Below are 22674 nucleotides of genomic sequence, written 5' to 3' on the forward strand. Positions count from 1 at the left end.
ACTTGTCAAAGTCAATCTTTTTAACGAACCGCAAAGGACGCCTTCGCGCAGCGTCTCGTCAGAGAAGGACGCAAAGTAAGAGAAGGAAGAGAAGTAAGAAATACTTAAGTGAACTGTATTGCGTTAAAATAGGATTATTATATGAGCCTCAAAGATAAAATTGAAGATATTTTCCCCCTCACGCCCTTACAAAAAGGACTATTATTTCATTCCCTATATGAACCAGAATCTGGCGTTTATTTTGAGCAATTACATTGTCGTTTAGAAGGAAATGTTTCTGTAATTGCAGTGCGCCAAGCATGGCAAACTTTAGTTGACCGCCATCCAATTTTACGGACTGCCATTATCACCAAAGGGCAAACTGAACCCGTACAAGTTGTATTCCGCAATCTCGTATTTAAGATAGCAGAAGAAGATTGGCGCGGTTTGAGTAACTCCGCACAAAAAAAACGACTGAGAGAATTTCTGGAAGCAGATAGACGACAGGGATTTATTCTTAATCGTCCGCCTTTGATGCGAGTAACCTTAATTCGTCTAGGTGAAGACTGCTGGGATTTAGTGTGGAGTCACCACCATCTAATTTTAGATGGTTGGTCTTGGCCGATACTGCTACGTGAATTCTTGATATTGCACAAAGCAGCTAAAGAAAATGTAGAAGTTTCTCTACCAAGTGTGCGTCCTTATGGTGATTTTATTGCTTGGTTAAAACAGAAAAATCCCCAAGATGGTGAATCATTTTGGCGTGAATATATGGGTGGCTTTGAAAGTGCTACTCCCTTATTAATGTTGTCCAAAACCAAGCTAGGTAGTACTTTTGAAAGTGGAGAAATCAAACACCAATTATCGCCTGAAAATACTGCTTTATTACAGAAATTAGCCCGTAATTGTAGCGTCACCCTCAACACCGTGATTCAGGGGGCTTGGGCGATATTACTTAACCGTTATAGCCGCAACACAGACATAGTTTATGGAATTACAGTCGCGGGACGCCCCCCAGAACTACCAGAAGTCGAAGGGATGATTGGCCCTTTTATTAATACTTTGCCGTTTCGCGTCTTAATATCGGGAGAGCAAACCCTTGATTCTTGGTTGCAAAACCTGCAAGCACGCACAGCCTTAATGCGTCAGTTTGAACATTCCAGCCTATCAGATATCCAAGGATGGAGTGATGTTCCACGAGGACAACCACTGTTTGAAAGTTTGCTGGCTTTTGAAAATTTCCCAGTTGATAAATCGTTAAAATCAGCAGATTTTGGGTTGAATGTTCCTGAGTCGTCTTTCTTTGAAACTACCCATTATCCCTTGACCCTAGTGGTTGTTCCGGGAGATGGACTCTCACTGAAATTAAGTTACAATGCGGGTCGCTTTGATGCGGTGGCTATGGAATTATTGCTAGAGCAATTCTGCCATCTACTGTTTAACATGGCAAATAATGCTCAAGCACCTTTGCAGTCTTTATCACTAATTGGTCATAAGGAATCGGTAATTGATAACAGGCTAATTACCAATTACCCATCACCAATTACTATCAGGGAAATATTTGCAGAAACTGTGAGCAAATATCCAAACCGCATTGCTTTGACATTTGAAAATGAAAGCTTTACCTATGAAGAACTAGACCGCCGTTCTAACCATATTGCTCGATATCTGCAAAAGCAAGGTATTGGTGCAGATAAACGTGTGGTGATTTGCCTTGAGCGCTCTCCAGAACTGATTATCGCTCTGTTGAGTGTAGTTAAGGCAGGGGGTGTTTATGTTCCTCTTGATCCGACTTATCCTCGCGATCGCATCGAGTTTACCATTTCTGACTGTGAAGCGGAACTAATTCTCACCACAACTACCATCAGTCCCCAACTTCCAGAATCCCCACTCAAAATTTGTCTGGATAGGGAAGATGCGCCCTATTTAACTGAAAGCAATGAACCTTTGATAGGAGATACTCTTGACCCTGACTCAGGGGCTTACATTATCTACACATCTGGTTCGACAGGAAAACCCAAAGGCGTGTTAGTCACCCAGCACAACGTTACCCGCCTATTCCGCAGCACGCAGCACTGGTTTGAATTCAACGAGCAGGATGTTTGGACATTCTTCCATTCCTTCGCCTTCGATTTTTCCGTTTGGGAGATTTGGGGAGCTTTGCTTTATGGCGGGCGACTGGTAATCGTTCCTTATTGTGTCAGCCGTGACCCCCAAAGCTTCCTTCAGCTGCTTGATGATGAGCAAGTTACTGTGCTGAATCAAACTCCCTCAGCTTTTGCTCAATTACTAGCAGCAGAATCGGGTGAGGAAACCCCGCACCTGCGGTACATAATTTTTGGCGGCGAAGCCCTGAATCTACCAAGTCTGCGTCCCTGGTTTGAACGTCATGGAGAAAATCAGACGCGCTTGGTGAATATGTACGGGATTACAGAGACGACAGTCCACGTCACCTATAGAGTTATTAACAAAAAAGATATAAACGACTCATCTGGTAGCTTAATTGGTCAACCAATTCCCGATTTACGTCTCTATATCCTGGATTCTGATGGTAATCCCCTACCAACTGGAGTGATTGGTGAAATTTTTGTTGGAGGTGCTGGAGTGGCGCGTGGTTATCTTAACCGACCAGAAATAACCGCAGAACGCTTTGTTGAGGATACTTTCTCAGTAGATTCACGATCGCATTTGTATCGCACTGGTGATTTGGGGCGCTTTCTCCCTAACGGCGATTTGGAATATCTAGGACGCATAGATTACCAAGTGAAAATTCGCGGCTTCCGAATTGAAATTGGCGAAATCGAAGCCGTTATTTCCCAGTTCCCTGATGTGCAGGAAACTATTGTTTTAGTTCATTCTGAAGCCCAAAGCAATCAACAACGCTTAATTACTTATGTAGTCTGTACTCCTGGAAAGCAACCAACAATCGAAACGCTGCGAAATTATTTGCAGCAGCATCTGCCAGATTACATGATACCGTCACAGATTGTTTATCTGGAGCGATTACCACTGACAGCCAACGGGAAAATTGATCGCAAAGCGCTACCCACACCGGAAATTAAACGGGAAAATCTCGAAGTTGCTTTTGTTCCTCCCGCTACACCCATCGAGGAAATTTTAGCTGACATCTGGCAACAAGTTTTAGGTGTAAATCGCGTGGGACGATTTGATAATTATTTTGTTTTGGGTGGCGATTCAATCCGCAGTATTCGCGTTGTTTCGCTCGCACAAGCTCAGGGATTAAACTTAAAATTAGAGCAAATTTTTGCCCATCCTGTGCTGTTGGATTTAGCCACATTGTTGGCAAAATCAGATGTAGTAGATAGCGATAAGATTGATGAAGAACCTTTCGCCTTAATTTCACTGGCAGATAGAGAAAAGCTTCAAGATTGGGCTGAGGATGCCTATCCTTTAGCGCAACTGCAAGCAGGAATGCTCTTTCATGGTGAATATTCCCAAAGTTCTACAACTTACCATGATGTTTTCAGCTTCCGAATTCGTATACCTTTTGATCTCAAAGTTTGGGAAGCAGCTTATATCCAAATGTTTGCCAGACATCAGATATTACGGACGGCATTTTATTTAGCTGAATTTAGTCAACCGATTCAGGCAGTTGTTAAAGAAGTACCTGCTCAAGTTATTTTTGAGAATTTAACTAATTTATCGTTATCAGCACAAGATGATTATCTAAAAATATTTATTGCCAAGGAACGGGAAAATCGCTTCGATTACAAGAGTGCGCCATTAATACGTTTTCATATTCACCTGCTGGATGAAAATGTGATGCAAGCATCTTTTACTTTGCATCATGCGATCATGGATGGATGGAGTTTAGCTAACTTTTTATCAGAATTAACAGGCTTGTACCTCCATTTACTTGATCGGGGTGTACCTGCACCACCACCACCACCTGCTTTAAAATACTCTAGGTTTATTACCTTAGAACAACAAGCTTTGGTTGATAGTAATCAGCGAGAGTTTTGGCAAAATAAACTTGTAGAAATTCCCTTCACTAGACTACCACGCTACCCAGTGACATCGACACAGATAGCACTTTCTAGGATGGGTAAATTTGATATCACTTTGTCAGAAACAACTTCCCAGAATTTAAAAGCTTTATCTAAGCAATTGGGTGTGACTCTGAAAACCTTATTACTAGCAGTTCATCTCCAAGTTATTGGTTTTTACTCTGGTGATACAGAAGTGGTTACTGGATTGGTGAGCAGTGGTAGACCGACAGAAACTGACAGCGATCGCGTTTTAGGACTATTCTTAAATACATTGCCATTACGCTTATCATTACGGAGAGGTTCTTGGGTTGATTTGATTGCAGAAACTTGGCGGGCTGAACAAGAGTTAATGCCAAATCGTCGTTTTCCTTTGGCAGAACTGCAAAGGTTAAATGGTAATCAACCTTTATATGAAACTTCCTTTAATTTTGTTCATTTCCACATTTATCAAGGACTGCTAAATTGGCGGGAAGTGGAATTAATCCAGGCGGAATCTTTGGATGAAACAAATATTCCTTTTGCTGTCAGTTGGAGTGAGGAAGTAGGTGCGGGACTTCTTTCATTTAATATCAACTATGATCGTCAACAATTTGATGATGAGCAAATCAAGAACATTGCTAACTATTGTCAACTAAGTTTAGAGTCGTTAATTGCAAATCCACAGGCTCATCGTGAATTGGTCATAGATAGTCTAATTCATAATGAACAATTCCCAATCCCCAATTTCCAATCGCCAATACATGAAATTTTCGCCCAACAAGCAGCAGAAAATCCTGATTATATCGCTGTTATTTGTGAAGAAGAAAGTTGGACATATACCCAATTGAATCAAAAAGCCAATCAGTTAGCGCGATTTTTGGGTGAGTTTGGTATTAGTGTAGAACAGCCTGTGGGTATTTGTTTGGAGCGTTCTTTAGACATGGTTTGCGCTATGCTGGCGGTGATGAAAGCAGGTGGTTGTTATGTACCAATTGACCCTGATTATCCGGCTGTCCGTATTCAGTCGATATTGAAGGATGCTAATGTTAGTCTGTTGCTGTCTCGTTCAGATTTAGAAATTTGGAATGGTAAAAACGAACCGCAAAGAAACGAGAGTACAAGAAAATTTTTGGATGATTCTTGTCAACTTATTTGTGTTGATATTTATAGGGAAGAAATTGCAGTTCAATCTGTTGAAGATTTAGAAATTCAGGTTTTGGCTGACAATATCGCCTATATCATATTTACATCTGGTTCCACTGGACGACCGAAAGGTATTGCGATTTCCCATCAGGCTTTAGCCCAGCATCAGGCTTGGTTTTTAGAGACTTTTGGGGTGAATTGTCAGGATGTAGTGTTGCAAAAGACACCATTTAGCTTTGATGCTTCGGTGTGGGAATTCTGGACACCTTTGATGGCGGGAGCTAAACTCGTGATGGCGAAGCCGGGAGGTCATCAAGATCCGGCGTATCTAGTCAAAACTATTCAGCAAGAAAATGTGACTCTGCTGCAATTAGTGCCGAGTTTTTTAGAAATGCTCATTGGTGAACCGGGATTTTCTGAATGTCCATGTCTGCGTTTGGTTTTCAGTGGTGGTGAAGCACTGAAAAAACGGGTGTGGGATGAGTTTAGAAATGTTGCATCTAACTTCTCGACATTGGTGAATCTTTATGGCCCGGCGGAAACAACTATTGATGTTGCTTTCCATCGTTGTGGAGAAAACGAAATTACCGACGTTATTCCCATTGGCAAACCAGTCAGTAACACTCATTTATATATTCTAAATTCTCATCTGCAACCTGTGCCTATTGGTACATCGGGTGAATTATTTGTGGCTGGCTCCCAATTAGCTCGTGGTTACTGGAATGCCCCAAGAATGACCGCCGAAAGCTTTTTACCCGATCCGTTTGTTGAAAATGCAGGCAGTCGGATGTATCGCACAGGCGATCGCGCCCGCTATTTACCTAATGGTACTATTGAGTTTCTAGGACGTGCAGATCAACAAGTCAAAATCCGAGGTTTCCGTATTGAAACTGGCGAGATTGTGGCAGCTTTAGAAAAACAAGCTTGGGTAGTTCGGGCTGTCACCAAAGCTATTGCTACTCCTGGTAAACCCAATCGACTAATTGCTTATCTGGAACTGAAAACACCGCCGACATCCTGGCAAACAGTTTTGCGATCGCAATTATCTGCCCTGCTCCCTGATTATATGATTCCTTCGGTGTTTGTCAGTCTCGATGCTTGGCCATTACTGCCTAATGGGAAAATTAACCTCAATGCCCTACCCGCTCCTGAAGAGGAAAATACAGTTACTCGTGAGCAATACATTGCCCCACAAACCGAAACTGAAGAGATTTTAACTAAACTTTGGGAGCAAGTATTGCAAGTATCGCGTGTAGGGATTAAAGATGACTTCTTTGAATTGGGAGGAGATTCGATTATTGCCCTACAAATTATTGCTAAAGCACGAGAACTTGGACTTTATTTCACACCGCAAGATTTGTTTAAAAATCCCCAAGTTTCAGCACTTACACCTCATATTAAAACAACAGCAAGACTACCCAATGCTTTATCAATTCCTGTAGGTAGTGAAGTAGCGCTCACTCCTATTCAGCAATGGTTTTTTCAGCAATCTTTAGAGCATCCTGAACACTGGAATCAGGCGATTTTCTTGGATGTCAAGCCGGAATTTAATGCGTCACATTTTCAAACGGTTTTAAATCATATTGCCGCAAGTCACCCAGCTTTTCGTCTCCGATTCCATAAAACTGAAAGTGGTTGGATACAAACATTAGAGGATGATAGTCATGTTTTAAACTTTGATATTGTTAATCTGACTGCGATTTTTCAACCAGAATTATCAACAGAATTACAAAGAATTGCCAGTCAATTTCAAGCTAAACTTAATTTAGCCAACGGGCCTCTCTTTCGCGCCGTCTACTTCCAGACTGATGAGAATACATCTGATAAGTTACTGCTAATTATCCATCACCTCATCGTTGATGGTATTTCGTGGCGCGTCATTTTACAAGATTTAGCGATCGCTTGTGATGCTTTCCAAAAGGAACAGGAAATTTCCTTATCTGCTCATAGTGTCGGTTTCCCACAGTGGACTCATCATCTACATACCTTGACTGAAAATTCTGATTGGGAAGAAGAAGTAGCTTTCTGGAAAACACAACAAGTTTCTAATTCAGAATTACCCCTTGATTTTCCTGATGGGATAGCAGAGAACACAGAAATTTCTGCTACCCAAATAGAATGCAATTTCAGCCAGGATGAAACTGATAGTCTGCTGTATGAACTACCGCGCACTCACAAAGTCAGGATTCAGGAAGTTCTCTTAGCAGTTCTGTTAGAAGTAGTGACAGAGTGGACGGGTGAATCAAACATATTAATTGCACTAGAAAGTCACGGACGAGAAAGCGATTTTACTGCTATTGATATCTCTGATGCTGTGGGATGGTTTACATCTCTTTTCCCCTGCAAACTAGAGAAAACTCACAAGAGCAAATTCAGCAATTTAGAAAGCGTCAAAGAACAGTTACAGAACTTGCCAAATAATGGCTTTGCTTACGGTATCCTCTCTCAAAAATCCGAATTCGCGTCTATCTTACCGCCAATTCCCCAAGGCATCCTCTTTAACTACTTGGGACAATTTGATGAAAAGCTTTCCCAAGCAGCACCCTTTACCCCAGCCACCGAAGATGTCGGACTATCCCGACACCCAAAAAATCGGCGTGCTTTTCAACTAGAAATTACTAGTTTAATTGCTAACGGTAAACTCCAAATGCGGTTTGGTTTTAGCAAAGCTTTGCATCGAGAAGAAACGATTCGCCGTTTAGCAGATAGTTTCTCCAAACATTTACAGACTTTATTAGCAACTAGCCGCCATCAAGAATACAGTTTAACACCTGCTGATTTTCCCCTCGCTAACCTTAATTCAGAACAACTGGTTATTGCTTTGGCAAAAACTACTGATGTGGAAGATATTTATCCTTTGTCGCCTGTTCAGGAGGGAATACTTTTTCATTCAAATTATGAATCAGAAAAAGATATTTATCTGCAACAGGTGAGTGGTGAAATTGAGGGAGTTCTAGACGTAGAAACTTTTAAAAAGGCTTGGAAATCTTGTATAAATCGCCATCCTAGTTTACGCGCTTCCTTTGTCTGGCGCGATTTACCCCGACCGTTGCAACGCATTCACCGCCGAGTCAATTTGCCCTTTGTCTACGAAGATTGGCGCGAATGCGATATTGATGAAGTAGCAATAAAATGGTTAATTCTGTTAACAACAGACCGCCACCAAAGCTTGTCAACAGAAAGGGCCCCACTGATGCGGATGACTTTAGTGAGAACCCAAGAACAGAAATGGCAATTCCTCTGGACTCACCATCATCTACTTTTAGATGGTTGGTCGTTACCTCTAGTTTTCCGGGATGCGATCGCATTTTACCAAGCTAAAACAGAACGCCCAAATTTACCACAGCCACCCATTTACCGAGACTTTATTGCTTGGTTGCACAAACAAGAATCTGGTTTAGCAGAATCTTTCTGGCGCAAAGAATTAAGCGGTTTCCGGGAAGCAACCACTTTGGGTATTAAAAAACACTCCCAGGATGATTACCAAACCTTACAAACTACTATCCCCAAAGAAATTTACACCCAACTCAAAATATTTGCTCAAAAGAATCAGATAACATTAAATACTTTAGTACAAGCTGCTTGGGGCATTCTTTTGAGCCGATATAGTGGTTCTGAAGATGTGGTTTTTGGTGTCACCGTATCGGGACGTACTACGGAATTATCAGGTTTTGCAGAGATGGTGGGTCTATTTATTAACACCTTGCCCTTGCGTCTGAAATTAGATGCAGCCACACCCTTGAAGCCGTGGTTAATAGAATTGCGCGATCGCATCTCGGCAATTAATCAATATTCCTTCACTCGTTTAGTAGATATTCAAGGATGGAGTGACATTCCCAGAGGAGAACCTTTGTTTGAATCCATTGTGGTTTATGAAAATTACCCAGTGGAAGAAAGTCTGCGTCAAAATCCCGGAGAACTGGCGATCCATTCTGTTGAGTCTGTGGAGAAAAATCATTACCCCATCAGTCTATATGCCTTGCCAGGAGATGATTTGACGCTAAAAATTGCTTTTGGGCAGCAGATTGGGAGTGCAAAAGCACGAGGAAATATATTACATCATCTAACACAGATATTGACCAGTTTTGTTACAGAAAAACCGCAATTCATCGGTGAAATTGGTTTGTTATCGAAAGAGGAAGTAGGTGAGGTAAATCACCCAATTACCCATTCCCCATTACCCATTACCCCAATACATGAATTATTCAGTCAGCAAGCCGCTCAAACTCCCGATGCGATCGCAGTTTTCCCCTCCCTAACCTACGCAGACTTAGAACGCAAATCTAACCAAGTTGCTCACGCACTACTGCAACTTGCTGTGACGCGGGAAACCTTAGTGGCGGTTTGTTTAGAACGTCATGCAGGTTTGCCGATCGCACTATTAGGAATTATGAAAGCAGGTGCGGCCTATGTACCACTAGATCCTACCTTCCCCCGCGATCGCCTGGAGTGGATGCTTGCAGACAGCGCGGCAGCTGTAATCATCACCGAAGATCAACTTGTATCAGCACTTCCAGCATCATCAGCAGAAGTTCTGTTGCTAAATTCGGTTTCGACTCAATCAGATACCGCACCACCTCCGCTTGCTGGTAACAGCCACTTAGCTTACGTTATCTATACATCTGGTTCCACTGGAAGACCCAAGGGAGTACAAATTCAGCATGAATCTCTGGTGAATTTCCTCCTCAGTTTCAAAGAAAAACTGCGATTGACTGCTGCTGATACCCTGGTTGCAGTAACTACAGTTTCTTTTGATATTGCTGGACTAGAACTTTTCTTACCACTAATTAGCGGTGCAAGATTAGTCTTCGCTGACAAGGAAACCACCAGAGATGGATTTAAGTTAGCTCAACTACTGCAAACATCCCAAGCCACGGTGATGCAAGCCACTCCAACTACCTGGAAATTGCTCTTGGCTGCTGGTTGGCAGACAAATGATGGTTTTCGCATTCTCTGCGGTGGAGAAGCTATGCCAGTTGATTTAGCCGCCTCTCTTCTCAACTTTCAGGTGAGTCTGTGGAATGTTTACGGGCCGACGGAAACCACAATTTGGTCTACCATCAAAGAAATTAAGCTGCAACAGGATGCACATTCGATAGGTAGGGGAATTGCCAACACATCAATTTATATTTGGGATAATGCTGGTAATGCCGTTCCTGAAGGGATTGTAGGTGAGTTGTTGATTGGGGGAGCCGGATTAGCACGGGGTTATCGCCAAAGACCAGATTTGACGGCGGAAAGATTTGTCCCGAATCCCTTAGCCGCAAACCCTGGTGAGCGATTATATCGTACTGGTGATTTAGCGCGTTGGCTACCGAATGGTGAAATTGAATTCTTGGGACGCATGGATTACCAAGTTAAAATCCGTGGTTTCCGCATCGAATTAGGGGAAATTGAAACAGTTTTAGAAACTCATCCTGCGATCGCGCAAGCTATTGTCCAAGCTATTAACGATACTGTAGCAGGTAAAAAGCTTGTTGCATATCTAGTTGTCAAATCTGAAGCTGAAAAACCCCCTCTCGAAACATTGCAATCATATATGTTGGCCAAACTGCCCGATTATATGCTGCCTGACTCTTGGGTGTTTCTAGATGCTATGCCGCTAACACCTAATAATAAAGTTGATCGCCTTGCTCTACCGTTACCAAATCAGTTTGATTATCAAGTTGATTATACAGCGCCGAGAAATGCGATCGAAGAAGCATTAACCTATATTTGGCAAGAAATTCTGCAAGTCGAGAGGGTGGGAGTTATGGACAACTTTTTTCGACTTGGCGGACATTCTCTATTAGCCGCCCAAGTTCATGCTCGCATCAGAAAAGTATTCTTGATTGATTTGGAATTACGGGAACTTTTTGATACGGTAACAATTGAAAAAATGGCACAACTTTTATTGACACGAGAACCACAAGTGGGACGCACTGAAAAAATCGCCAAAGCGTTTTTACGCCTCAAACAAATGACTCCAGAAGAAAAAGCTAAACTTCTTCAACAAAAACGTCAAAAGGATTGATAAAATTCTTAATTTTCAGAAATGGTTGCTGCTTTATCTGATAAATTTACTTTCATGTTATTCACCCAGTCTGCCTAATTCCAGGAAAAATCTACAAATAGGAATTTTTTGATGAGCAAACATGATTTAACCGCAATGAGCCACATTGAAAGGGTTGAACAACCGACAAGAGAAGAATTTCAAAGGAATTTTCTCTCTCCTAGAAGACCCGTCATCATCACTGGGGCTATTAATGATTGGAATGCTCTATCTTTGTGGACTGCTAATTATCTCACTACCTTATTCAGTGATAAACAGGTTGAGATAAGTGTTTCTCAAAATAGCATTTTTACAGGCAGCTTGGAAAATGGATTTGCTAATTTGAGACAGAAAATGCAATTTAGTGACTTCATCAACATCCTGGTTTCAAAAAATAAATTTGATAAATTCTACTATCTCCAACAACAGTCAATTCCTACAGAATTTCCCGAACTACTGCCAGATATTAAGTTCCCAGAATATTTTGATAAAAAGTTATTTGTCGATCCAACTATTTGGATTGGTTCTGGCGGCAATACATCCCCATTGCATTATGATGCAATGGATAATTTATTTACTCAAGTTAGCGATCGCAAGCGCTTTCTGTTGTTTAACCCCCAACAAACATCTTCATTATATCCTTTCCCTGCTGGTTCAAAACTCCCCCACATGAGCCAAATAAATATTGAAAAGCCAGATTTGGATAAATTTCCCAATTACCAAAAAGCCAAATATTTTGAGTGTATTGTCGAACTGGGAGAAATTTTATTTATTCCTGCTTTTTGGTGGCATCAAGTATATTCCCTAGACAATTCAAATCACGAGCTAAATATTTCTGTAAATTTCTGGTCAAAGCCACCTCTTAGTCAATTTCTAACCCCTCCTGGGCGGAGATTGGCAGCACAGATACCCGCTATTTTAAAGAGAGCTTTGAGTCGATGATTCTATAATACAATAGTATAGTATGTGATTTTTTTAGCATTTAAACATTTGTTATTTACCTGCTGAATCCTTACAATCCACAAAATATACAACATCTAAGTTATGAAATATGTATGTAACTAAACTAATTGAACTAATTCGTGAATTGCGTAATTTCACTCTCTTCTGGCTGGGGCAGTCTCTGTCTGAAATCGGAAATCGCCTGACAGGATTTGGCTTAGGTATCTGGGTTTATCAGAACACTCATGCTGTTACACAATTAAGCTTGGTTATATTTTTTACAACATTGCCAGGTGTGTTAATCACTCCCTTTGTCGGTGCATTAGTAGATAGGTGGAATCGCAAATGGACAATTATTTTTAGTGAAATAGCTGCGGCTTTAATCACACTCACACTTGCTGTACTGCTACTGACTGGCAATCTACAACTCTGGCATACTTATATTTCTGCGTTTTTTACCTCAGTCTGCGGTTCTTTTCAAATGACTGCCAAAGGAGCTGCTTTACCTTTGATGGTTCCTAGCAAACAGATGGGGAGGGCTAATGGCTTGATTCAGTTCAGCACAGCATTAGGACAACTGGTTGCACCAATCTTGGCAGGTCTACTCATTGCTAATGTACAACTTCAAGGCTTGCTGCTGATTGATTTGTCTACCTATTTAATTGCATTGTTAACCCTACTATTTATTAATATTCCTCAGCCAGAACCGAGTATTCTGCCAAATATGGGAATGTCTACCATTATCAATGATATTATTTACGGCTGGGAAAACATTTCCTCTCGCTTTTTCTTGCTGATTCTACTGGCATTCATGACAATTTATTTTTTTGTGAATGGCATGACCTCTGTTTTAATTAATCCCTTGATATTATCCTTCTCCTCGACTACGACATTTGGGAGTGTAATGTCAATTGCCGGCTGTGGAATGGTTGCTGGCAGCATCCTTATGAGTATTTGGGGAGGAGGCAAAAAATCTTTCTCTGCTCTGTTTCTATTTTCGGCATTAAATGGGATAGGTCTAGTAATTGCTGGCATTAAACCCTCTATTCCGATCATCGCCTTGGGCATTTTTATTTCATTTTTTACCTTGCCCATTATTCTAAGTACTAATAGTACAATTTTGCAAACTAGTATCCCCCCAAATGTTCAGGGACGTGTCCTTTCATTGTTCTACACTGTAGCAGGCTTGGGTGGGGCTTTTGGTAATCTTAGTGCCAGTCCACTAACCGACGGATTTTTGGAACCTATGCTATCTACTGATGGGCTACTTGCTAGTACTGTAGGGCAGGTGATTGAAACTGGTTCAGGGCGTGGGATCGGTTTTTTGATGGTTCTTGAAGGGCTAGTTATTTTAATCATCTCAGTCATTTTGTACACTTATTTTGTGTTGAAACAAATTGATGAAGAATTGTTAACCGGTGATGGAGAAATAGTAATTAATAAGATAATAAATACGTTGGATCATAAACATTAAAAAGTTATTTAACGACTTCAGAAGCGCAACATCTACCCTTTAATAGCTGTTGGTAGTACGTGATAAGCAAATTTTTTGAGCCTGATTGAGGTATTTTTGAAATGGAGAAAATTACTGCTACTACCTAACTGAATTAGGATTGCTATATTAACAACTTTGTCTGTAATGAAACATGTGCAATAAATGGACAAGCCGCAATTACTAGCAAAAGCAAATCCCCCGACTTGGTTAAAAATCTTAATAATAATCCTCATCGGGTTAGGTATTTTCTTTCGCTTTGCCCATCTAGGACAAAAAACATACTGCTGTGATGAATCTTGGACATCCGTAGCAATTTCTGGTCACACGGTAGCCGAGCTAAAACAGGAAATTTCTAATCATCAAGGCACAATTCCTATTACCATCTTCGACAAATATCAACATATTAATCCAGATCGTGGTGTGGTTGATACAGTGAATTACTTAATCACCTCAGACCCGCAGCATCCGCCCTTGTATTACGTAATGGTGAGATTGTGGGCGCAAGTATTTGGAGATTCACCTACTGGGGTCAGGAGTTTATCAGCACTCATCAGTCTGCTGATATTTCCCAGCGTGTATTGGCTGTGTTTAGAGTTGTTTGAGTCTCCAGTTGTGGGATGGGTGGCGATGGGATTGATTGCCGTTTCTCCTTTGCAGTTATTTTTTGCTCAAGAAGCACGTCAATACAGCTTGTGGATGGTAGAGATTTTAGTATCGAGTGCTGCTTTATTGCGAACCATTAGACAAGAAAAAAAAGCAAATTGGGCTGTGTATTTCCTCACATTAATCTTGGGATTATACACCCATTTATTTACAGTTCTGGTAATGATAGCTCATGGTATTTATGTAGTTATTCAACAACAGTTTCGTTTCACCAAAACCTTACTCAATTATCTGCTTGTGAGTATTGCTGCCTTCTTAATGCTTTTACCCTGGTTGATTGTGATTGTCACCCACATTAGCACAGCACTAGAGCTAACTTCAGGGTTTGCAGTCAAAAGGATAGATAATCCCTTCGAGCTAATCGCTATTTTTCTGATTCGAGTTACCCGAATATTGTTTGATCTTAATTTAACTTCAGATATAGCCGTGTTTAATAGTTTGGCTGTAGAAGGTTATTTAATTTATAGCATTCCTACCTTAATATTCAGTTTATCTTTGATAATTTATCTCGGATATTTTTTTGCAAAAATGCCTAAAAATAAAACCAGTTTATTGATTTTTTTATTGGGAGGATTTCCTGGTTTATTATTAATTATATCTGACCTAATTTATGGAGGAACTCGTTCCCTTCAAGTTCGCTACCAATTGCCTTTATATCTCAGTCTAGAAATTATTCTAGCCTATGTTTTAGTTTTTCAGATTTTCCAAGAACATAACTGGCAGATAAAAATCCCTCAATTCATAATAGTTGGATTGTTTATAGCCGGTTTGGTTTCTGATGCCAGATTTTTTCAAGCTGAGAATTGGTGGACGCAATCGGATGGCCAATTTATCAGAGAAACAGGTCAAGTTCTCAATCAATCACAGAGACCTTTACTGGTAATTAATGACTCTCCTGTTAATTTGGGAGGAATTCTAACCTTAAGTCATTATTTACCAAAAGTTCGCCTACTGCGAGTAGCAGATGAGCGTCTGCTGCCAATTGCTCAGGATTATAGTCATATTTTATTTATGCAAAATAATAGTAGTTTATTTCATCAAATGGAGCAAGATATAACCTATTCTTTGAAAGTAATTCAGGTGCTTAATCCACCACCTGGAGGTTTATGGCAATTCGATAAAATTAAGCAAACATGAACAGTAGTGTTTGAGATTGTATAAGTGGTAGAGATGGAGTAAAAAAATAAGACACTAGAAGTCGAATGAATCAATATATTGAGATTAATAATTTAATAAATCGACTGTGTTTAAGTTTTTTCAAATTCAACCTAATTTGTTTTTTTGGACTTATTTTAAATAGTTTAATTGTAAATTGGCTATTTTATAAATTCGAGATGAATGAATATCTTGCAAAGTTGCTAGCAATCTTTTGTGTGACTTTTTGGAATTTTCGCTCTCATAGTTAGCACAGCGAAGTATCTCAGTACATGGCTAAAACCTTAATTTTTCGTCGCACCTAACCCAGTGTAGAACAGCAAAATTATACCTTTCGTAACTTTTAAAACATCCTCTAACTGAGGTGACTTTAATATGAGCCAATACTCTTGACTGGTAAGAATTTTACACAATATTCGCTAATGATTTAAATCTAGATAATTTTAGATTAAATCTAATATAAGTAACTAGAAATATGCAACTATAAATTCTAGAAGAAAATTTTGATTAATGAATCGGTAAGTCCATTACCTGAGATAACTTGTTTGCCAACTCACCATTTTTAATTCGTAGGAATGCTATATGCGCTATTTTGACGAATACTGTGAAGTACATCTAGACCCTAGCACAGCACCATATACTTGGGTGTTTAGAAGTGATGAAAAAATCTCCATCAGATTTGGTGTTCACTTATCTAAAAATCCAGATTATGGTCAGATAGCCTATGAATTGAATGATGGACAAGGATATTGCGATTCAGATCGAATTACGGCACAAACTGAAAGCGTTATAGAAAATGGCTTTCAAATGTTCTCAGTCATCCTACCACCTATCAGTAACGGGGGAGGATATCGTTACAGTTTAGGTTATGTGGATACATTTGGTAATGAACATACAAGCACGCGATCGCATTTTTTGTTAGTCTGTGATCAAGCACCCCGCTCAATGGCTGAAATTCCATCTGTATTCCTGGGGTATGTGAATAATCAGCCTTTATATGGACTAAAACCAAAGGTTGCAATGACATCTAGTCCCGATGATTGGGAAGCACGTCTATTTTACTCAATCATGATTGATCGATTTGCTCGCAGTGCAGACAGCAACTACACTGGTCTAAGTGCAGTCAAATATGATCCGACTTCCCCCTATACAAGTCATGGTGGGACAATTCGGGGGGTAATTGAGCAGATAACATACTTGAAGTCATTGGGAGTTCGAGCTATTATCATCAGCCCTGTCTATGTCAACGCTGCTGATGGCTATCATGGCTATCATCCCATCCACTTATTGATGGTTGATCCACGTTTGGGTACACTCATGTGTCTGCGTGAGTTGGTGAAAACTGCTCATGAAGCTGATATTGCTGTCATTTTAGACGTTGTTACCAACCATATTGCAGATAGTATTAACTGGGAAGAGTATGGGGGGCCACCAGGGGGAGAGTTCAAGTATGTGCAAGGTGATGACTCTGCGGTTATGCCTTTTCCGATAGAAGCACGTAACACATTACTCTTCCACGGGCCGGAATACACTGATATGGTAAATCAAAGACTCTTTGGCTTCCTGGAAGATTGGCGAACAGAGACAAGCTATGTTCGAGAATTACTGATTCAACACCTAAAATACTGGATTGCAGAAACAGACATTGATGGCTTCCGATACGATTCAGCACGTCACGTTGGTCTTGATTTCTGGCAGCCTTGCGTTAAAGAGATATCAAGGTATGCTGCCTATCTGGGAAAAAAGCAGTTTCTGCAAATAGCCGAACATGCTGGCAGTACTCATGAAGAAGTAATTGCCTACAATGGGGCGAAATTTTCAAATCTGATCGACTACCCTACTTATTATGCTATCAAGCATTCTTTGGCTGATGGTAATTGGCTAGGGGGTTTGGCAGATTATTTTTGTGGTTTTCTAGAGCCATCATACCCATATCATGCTGGTTGGCAGAATAATATTATGTTTCTCGATAACCAAGACACAAGTAGAATTTTCCATCAATTCTTGAGTTGTCTAGGAAACCAAGATGAAGCGCGAGTCCGGTTATATTTTGCACTTGCTTGCTTGATTTTAGGGCCGCAAATACCTTCTATCTATCAAGGAACAGAGCAAGAATTTTCTGGCGCTTTAGGGATGCATCAACACCAGCATACAGGTGAGTGCATTGGTCATGATTGCTATGTGCGAGAAGATATGTTTGATAACCCTGCATGTGTGTGGGAGTTTGGGCCGATTAACCGCAAAATTTTTGAACCATATAATAAAAACCACCCAAGTTTTTTACTAATTCGACAGCTTGCCGAAATTAGGTTTCAAAATAGACTAATTTCGAGTGGAAACCGTACCCTATTATGCTCTAGGAATAATGGTCTTTGGTGTGTACTCATTCATGGTGCAGAGGATGAACAGCCGCTTTTCATTGCGATGAACCTGGGGGCCACACCAGTAGTGGAGCAGGTTTTCAAGATTCCTAATTGGTACGGTGAGTTCTGCGGAGTCGATATGCTGATTGCCACATCGGGTGGAGTATTCCATCTTGTGGAAGGTGGTATGCGAATTAAACTTCCACCATTCACATTTGTCTTAGGGCGACTATTACGGGTGACAAGAAAAGCTCAAGAATAGGAGCAAGTTTAATCGCTACATGGGGGCCACCTTGCTTGCTGAAGATTCAAAATCAGGTACATCAACTTCCAAATCTCGGATGCCAGGGTATTGGTATCCAATAAATGCTGTCACTAATATAAAACACCCGATGATTACGAACAATAGTCCAATACCACGACCAGGCCCAGAACCAATTATTTGGCCAACCAGTACTTGAGACCAAAGTCCATTAAAAGCCATCAGTGGCTCGAAAACATAGTCAGCTAGTGGGCCTGCAACAATCGCAGCGAGCGGTACAGCGGCCCCCCACATCGCTCCGGTTAATGCAAAGACTCTTCCCTGTACCGACTCGGCAACTTTTGTCTGCAAGATAACTTGTACTGAGCCATTGATGAAAGGCATAGTCAGGAAGAAAAGTAAAGTAGCGATCGCAATTTGGATGATAGAAGGGCGTAAACCAGCAATGGCAATGCACACCCCACTCAGCGACATAGTGATTAAAACAGGGCTGATCAAGTTCTGCCAACTATTCTTCCATGTGCTCATCACTATAGCTCCCACGAACATACCAAGACCGCTAGCAAATGCGATCTGTCCTAAGCTAGTGGGCGTAGTCAAAGAAAGAATTAGGGGAAAGGTTAATACACTGACGAAGCCAATCAGGAATTGGTAAATGGTGAACAGAATCACAAAACTGAGTAATCCAGGACGCTCTGTTAGATAAGTCCACCCATAGAGTGTTTCTCGCAAAAGTGAGGAAGGCTGAGTGTCCTGATTTGCATCAGCAGCCGGAATTACTTTAGGGAATCGCACCAACAGAAGGGGAACAAGGGCAACCAGCAAAGTTGCGAAGTCGATGATCAGAATGCCTCTTTGCTTAACAATACCCAGCAGAATACCTGCTAGTAAAGGCGAGATGATTTGCTGAATGCCCATTCCCAATTGAATCATACCGCTCACCCGTGCTAAATCCTCTTGAGGCACCAAAGAGGTAATGGAAGCTTTATAAGCAGGCGTATGGAAAGCACCGATGATGGAAGTGATGATATTTCTGAGATAGATGTGCCAAATCTCTAGTTGACCAATACTTATTAGCACGATCAAAATCAGGGTACACAGTCCTTTACAGACATGACTAATAATCATTGTCCAGCGACGATCCCAACGATCCACTAATGTGCCTGCTATTGGTGAAATGACGATCAGTGGTATCGTACAACTAAGGGTAAGGAAAGCAAATTGGGTGGCGGAGCCAGTTTGCTGAAAAACCGAGATATCCAGAGCAAACCCGGTCATAGAGACGCCAATCAGAGAAATTAGTTGTCCTAACCAAATCAATGTGAAAATACGCATTTTTATGTCTAAAATTAGGGTTTATTTGTCGTTCTGTATTATATTTATACTTGGTAAAATCGAGATGAAAGTACTACTTAATTTTAACTAAGAGGAAGTCTCTAAACTTAAGATCACGGCATAGATATACAGGGATAAAGTTAGCGATCGCTAGTAGGGGATAAATTATTGATCAAAGGGACACTCTTCATATTTATCAAGATTAGATATGATCATCAAGGAGGCTTTATTTTGAACCTGTCCCTGATTAACCTCTAGCGTAGTAACTATAGGGCGTAGTTATGAAAATCCTCAGAACTAAAAACATTTATGTAGTCTACAAATGAATCGATTCAACTTGAAAGCGGTCAAACAGTTTTGGGCGATCGCTCAACTCTATTGGTTAGGCAATGAAAAACGAGGTGCTATAGGTTTACTTGTGCTTCTCGGATTTTTATTGTTAGCTACCACCCAACTCAAGGTGTTGTTAAATAGTATACAGGGAGATTTAATTTCTGCTCTTGCCGCCCATAATAGTACTAAATTCTGGCAAGGTATAGTAGTTGCCTTCGGGGGGATAATCGTCTTTGGTTTACTGAATTCTGGCTATGGTTATCTGCGAGAGACAATCGGCATCTATTGGCGACGCTGGTTGACCCATCATTTACTCAATCAATATTTCCAAAATCGCGCTTTTTATGATCTGAGTAACTCCCACAAAGAGATTGATAACCCAGACCAACGTATTTCTGAAGATGTGGCCAATTTTTGCCAGCAATCTATTCAATTTTTGGTCAACTGTCTGGAAGCTCTTTTTGTAGTAATTGCTTTTAGTGTCATTCTCTGGTCTATTTCCAAAAATCTAGTTATTGCTCTGGTAATTTACTCTATCTTAGCCTACGCTATAACTCTTGGGTTCTATGGGAGAAAATTAACCCAACTAAATTTTGAACAACTAAAAAAAGAAGCCGATTTTCGCTTTGCTTTAGTCCGCATCAGAGAGAATGCCGAGTCTATTGCCTTCTATAACGGCATCCTTCAGGAAGCCAACAAAATTAAACTTATATTTCATGAGGCTTTTCATAACTTTAAGCGATTGATATTATGGTCAGAGGTGTATTTAAACATATTTAAATATCAGTTTGGTTATCTCCCCTGGATTATCCCAGCATTGATTCTGGGAAACCAAATTTTGTCAGGTGAGACGGAGGTGGGAAAAGTTACAGAAGCCGGTGGCGCTTTTGGACAGGTCGCTTTTTCTGTGAATCTGATTATGTATCAGTTTGAAAAATTCACTAAATTCGCTGCTTCAATTAATCGCCTATACGTATTTTATGAATATCTCAAACAGCCAACAAAAGCAATAGCTAATGCTAAGACTATTGATATAGTCCTAGATAGCCGTTTAGCCTTGGAAAACCTGACTGTCCAGACTCCCAATTATCAAAAAACTTTATTTAGCAACCTTTCTGTAGCACTGCAAACAGGGCAGGGATTACTAATTATGGGAGATAGCGGTTGTGGGAAAAGTTCTTTGTTGCGTGTCTTAGCTGGTTTATGGAATTCGGGAACAGGTGTAATTGTTCGTCCAGAATTAGAAGAAATGCTATTTTTACCGCAGCGTGCTTATATGATTTTAGGGACTCTTCGGGAACAATTAATCTATCCTAACGCCAAGGTTGCTCTGAATAATGAAGAACTCCATCAAGTTCTCCACAGAGTAAATCTGTCAGACTTAGCAGAACGGTTCGGTGGTTTTGAGGTTGAGCAAGATTGGAGTGATGTTCTTTCTTTGGGAGAACAACAAAGATTAGCTTTTGCTCGGATTTTAGTTACGAAACCAAAATATGTAATTTTAGATGAAGCAACCAGTGCTTTAGATATTAACAACGAAGAACATCTTTATAGTCTTCTAATAGAAACAGGGATAACCTTTATTAGTGTTGGCCATCGCCCTAGTCTCAAGAAATATCATCAGGTGATTGTCAATCTTTAATTTTGTCAAACTAGCTATGTTTACACCGATTTTCAGTTGAGTAAATTACAAGAAAGACCTAACCGCCTACCCCCTTCCCTACAAAGGAAGCTACGGTGTACACACAAGTCTTGTCAGGTTGCCCCACAGCCTTTTGATCCCCCCAACCCCCCTTTTTAAGGGGGGCAAAAAATTCTCAAAGTCCCCCAATTTATTGGGGGATTTAGGGGAATCAAACGATGTTTTGTATAGTGTGTAGAGATGTGTGTACACCGTAGTACAAGAGAAGGGGGAAATTCAAAGTTTCTGTCAGACTAATTATTTGTCCACATAAAAATTATGATCTTTATTTTTTTAACAAACTTCGGCGGGTTTAAGTCCCCCTTACAAAACTGTACTTCCGACTTCCGTTAGCGTAGCGGTAGCGAGTCCGCGAGCGTCCTTCCGACTTTCGACTTCTTTAATTGTATTTACCACTTTATTGACGTGAGGTTATTTTATAAACAAGCCAACGCAAAAGAATCACACAGTACCTTTGAGCAAAGAGCGAAAGAACCAGTATGGTTCTAAAAGCATACCGAATAAAACTCTGGTTATCTGATGTTTTGCAGGCAGCCAAGAAGTAGTCATGTGGTGTATGGTATAAGTCTCTGAGGTAGGCTGACTCTTGAAGATTTTGCCGTTAAGTTCCATTGGGGCACCTGGTTCAAAAATGTAGCCTGGGCATACACGAACTGTAGGATTTTCATGGAATTTATCTACTACTACGCAATCATTTAACATGATTGGCCCGGTGCTGTAGCCCACATAATAGGGCATGGTATTTTGGGCTGAATTATCTTTGCGTTTTTGTAATTCCTCGAACACTTTTAGCCAGAGGGGATGTCTTGGAACACTGCCCATAATGGCATTACTAAAGCAAACCAATTTTGAAAGCACAAGCTCAAAATCTGCTAATAAATCATCAAGTGGTTTGAGGCATTCAATATCCATATCAATATAGAAGCCTCCATAATGATAAAGAATGAAATAGCGTATGGCATCAAAACGTTGAATTTTATGGGGATAAGCATCAAATACTGGCAGAAACCAGGAATAATTATCCGCCATAAATTTCCTTGCTCTGGCTTCATCCCAAAATTGGTGTTCCCAATCAGGGTGATGCTGCAAAACTGTTTGGTGATAACGACGATATTTTTCTGGTATGGCTGCTTCTCCCAGAAAAAAAATCTGATGGATTATTTTGGGAATTTTACTCATTACTTATTGGGCATGGGGCATTGGGCATTGGGCATTGGGCATGGGGCATGGGGCATGGTTTTGATTCTTCCTAGTCCCTAGTCGCCAACCCCCAATTCCCAAG

General features: G+C 40.6%; 9 protein-coding genes. 7 read left to right on the plus strand and 2 right to left on the minus strand.

Translation table 11 applies throughout. From position 1 onward, the window contains the following. Nucleotides 1-141: 141 nt before the first annotated feature. From HWQ41_RS23785 to HWQ41_RS23810, 6 genes are all read left to right on the plus strand, one after another. Nucleotides 142-11124 (plus strand): non-ribosomal peptide synthetase, encoded by a 10983-nt coding sequence (locus tag HWQ41_RS23785; RefSeq protein ID WP_292768422.1) that lies wholly within the window; start codon nt 142-144, stop codon nt 11122-11124. Between the two features lie 111 nt (nt 11125-11235). After that, on the plus strand, nt 11236-12084 hold the full coding sequence (locus HWQ41_RS23790; RefSeq protein WP_292768425.1) for a cupin-like domain-containing protein: 849 nt from the start codon (nt 11236-11238) through the stop codon (nt 12082-12084). Nucleotides 12085-12193: 109 nt separating this feature from the next. Beyond that, the gene (locus HWQ41_RS23795) at nt 12194-13558 is read left to right on the plus strand and encodes an MFS transporter (protein ID WP_292768428.1); all 1365 of its coding nucleotides are present in this window, start codon (nt 12194-12196) and stop codon (nt 13556-13558) included. 183 nt (nt 13559-13741) lie between these two features. Then, on the plus strand, nt 13742-15379 hold the full coding sequence (locus tag HWQ41_RS23800) for a glycosyltransferase family 39 protein (RefSeq protein ID WP_292768430.1): 1638 nt from the start codon (nt 13742-13744) through the stop codon (nt 15377-15379). A 65-nt stretch (nt 15380-15444) separates the two neighbouring features. Next, nucleotides 15445-15648 (plus strand): GtrA family protein, encoded by a 204-nt coding sequence (locus tag HWQ41_RS23805; protein WP_292768432.1) that lies wholly within the window; start codon nt 15445-15447, stop codon nt 15646-15648. 331 nt (nt 15649-15979) lie between these two features. Next, a complete protein-coding gene (locus tag HWQ41_RS23810) occupies nt 15980-18022 on the plus strand; it encodes an alpha-amylase family glycosyl hydrolase (RefSeq protein WP_292768435.1) in 2043 nt (680 codons plus the stop codon). A 15-nt stretch (nt 18023-18037) separates the two neighbouring features. Here the strand turns inward: HWQ41_RS23810 and HWQ41_RS23815 are convergent, their stop codons facing one another. Continuing rightward, nucleotides 18038-19357 (minus strand): MFS transporter, encoded by a 1320-nt coding sequence (locus HWQ41_RS23815; protein WP_292768438.1) that lies wholly within the window; start codon nt 19355-19357, stop codon nt 18038-18040. A 322-nt stretch (nt 19358-19679) separates the two neighbouring features. Here HWQ41_RS23815 and HWQ41_RS23820 point away from each other — a divergent pair, with 322 nt between their 5' ends. Further along, entirely contained in the window at nt 19680-21332 is a 1653-nt protein-coding gene (locus HWQ41_RS23820) for an ABC transporter ATP-binding protein/permease (RefSeq protein WP_292768441.1), read from the plus strand. 501 nt (nt 21333-21833) lie between these two features. Here the strand turns inward: HWQ41_RS23820 and HWQ41_RS23825 are convergent. Continuing rightward, nucleotides 21834-22571 carry a glycosyltransferase gene (locus HWQ41_RS23825; RefSeq protein WP_292768445.1) on the minus strand — a complete coding sequence of 246 codons (738 nt, stop codon included), beginning with the start codon at nt 22569-22571 and terminating at the stop codon, nt 21834-21836. Nucleotides 22572-22674: the final 103 nt, after the last annotated feature.

Source organism: Nostoc sp. NOS(2021) (genome assembly GCF_017115025.1).
In the GTDB taxonomy this organism is placed as follows: Bacteria; Cyanobacteriota; Cyanobacteriia; order Cyanobacteriales; family Nostocaceae; genus Nostoc.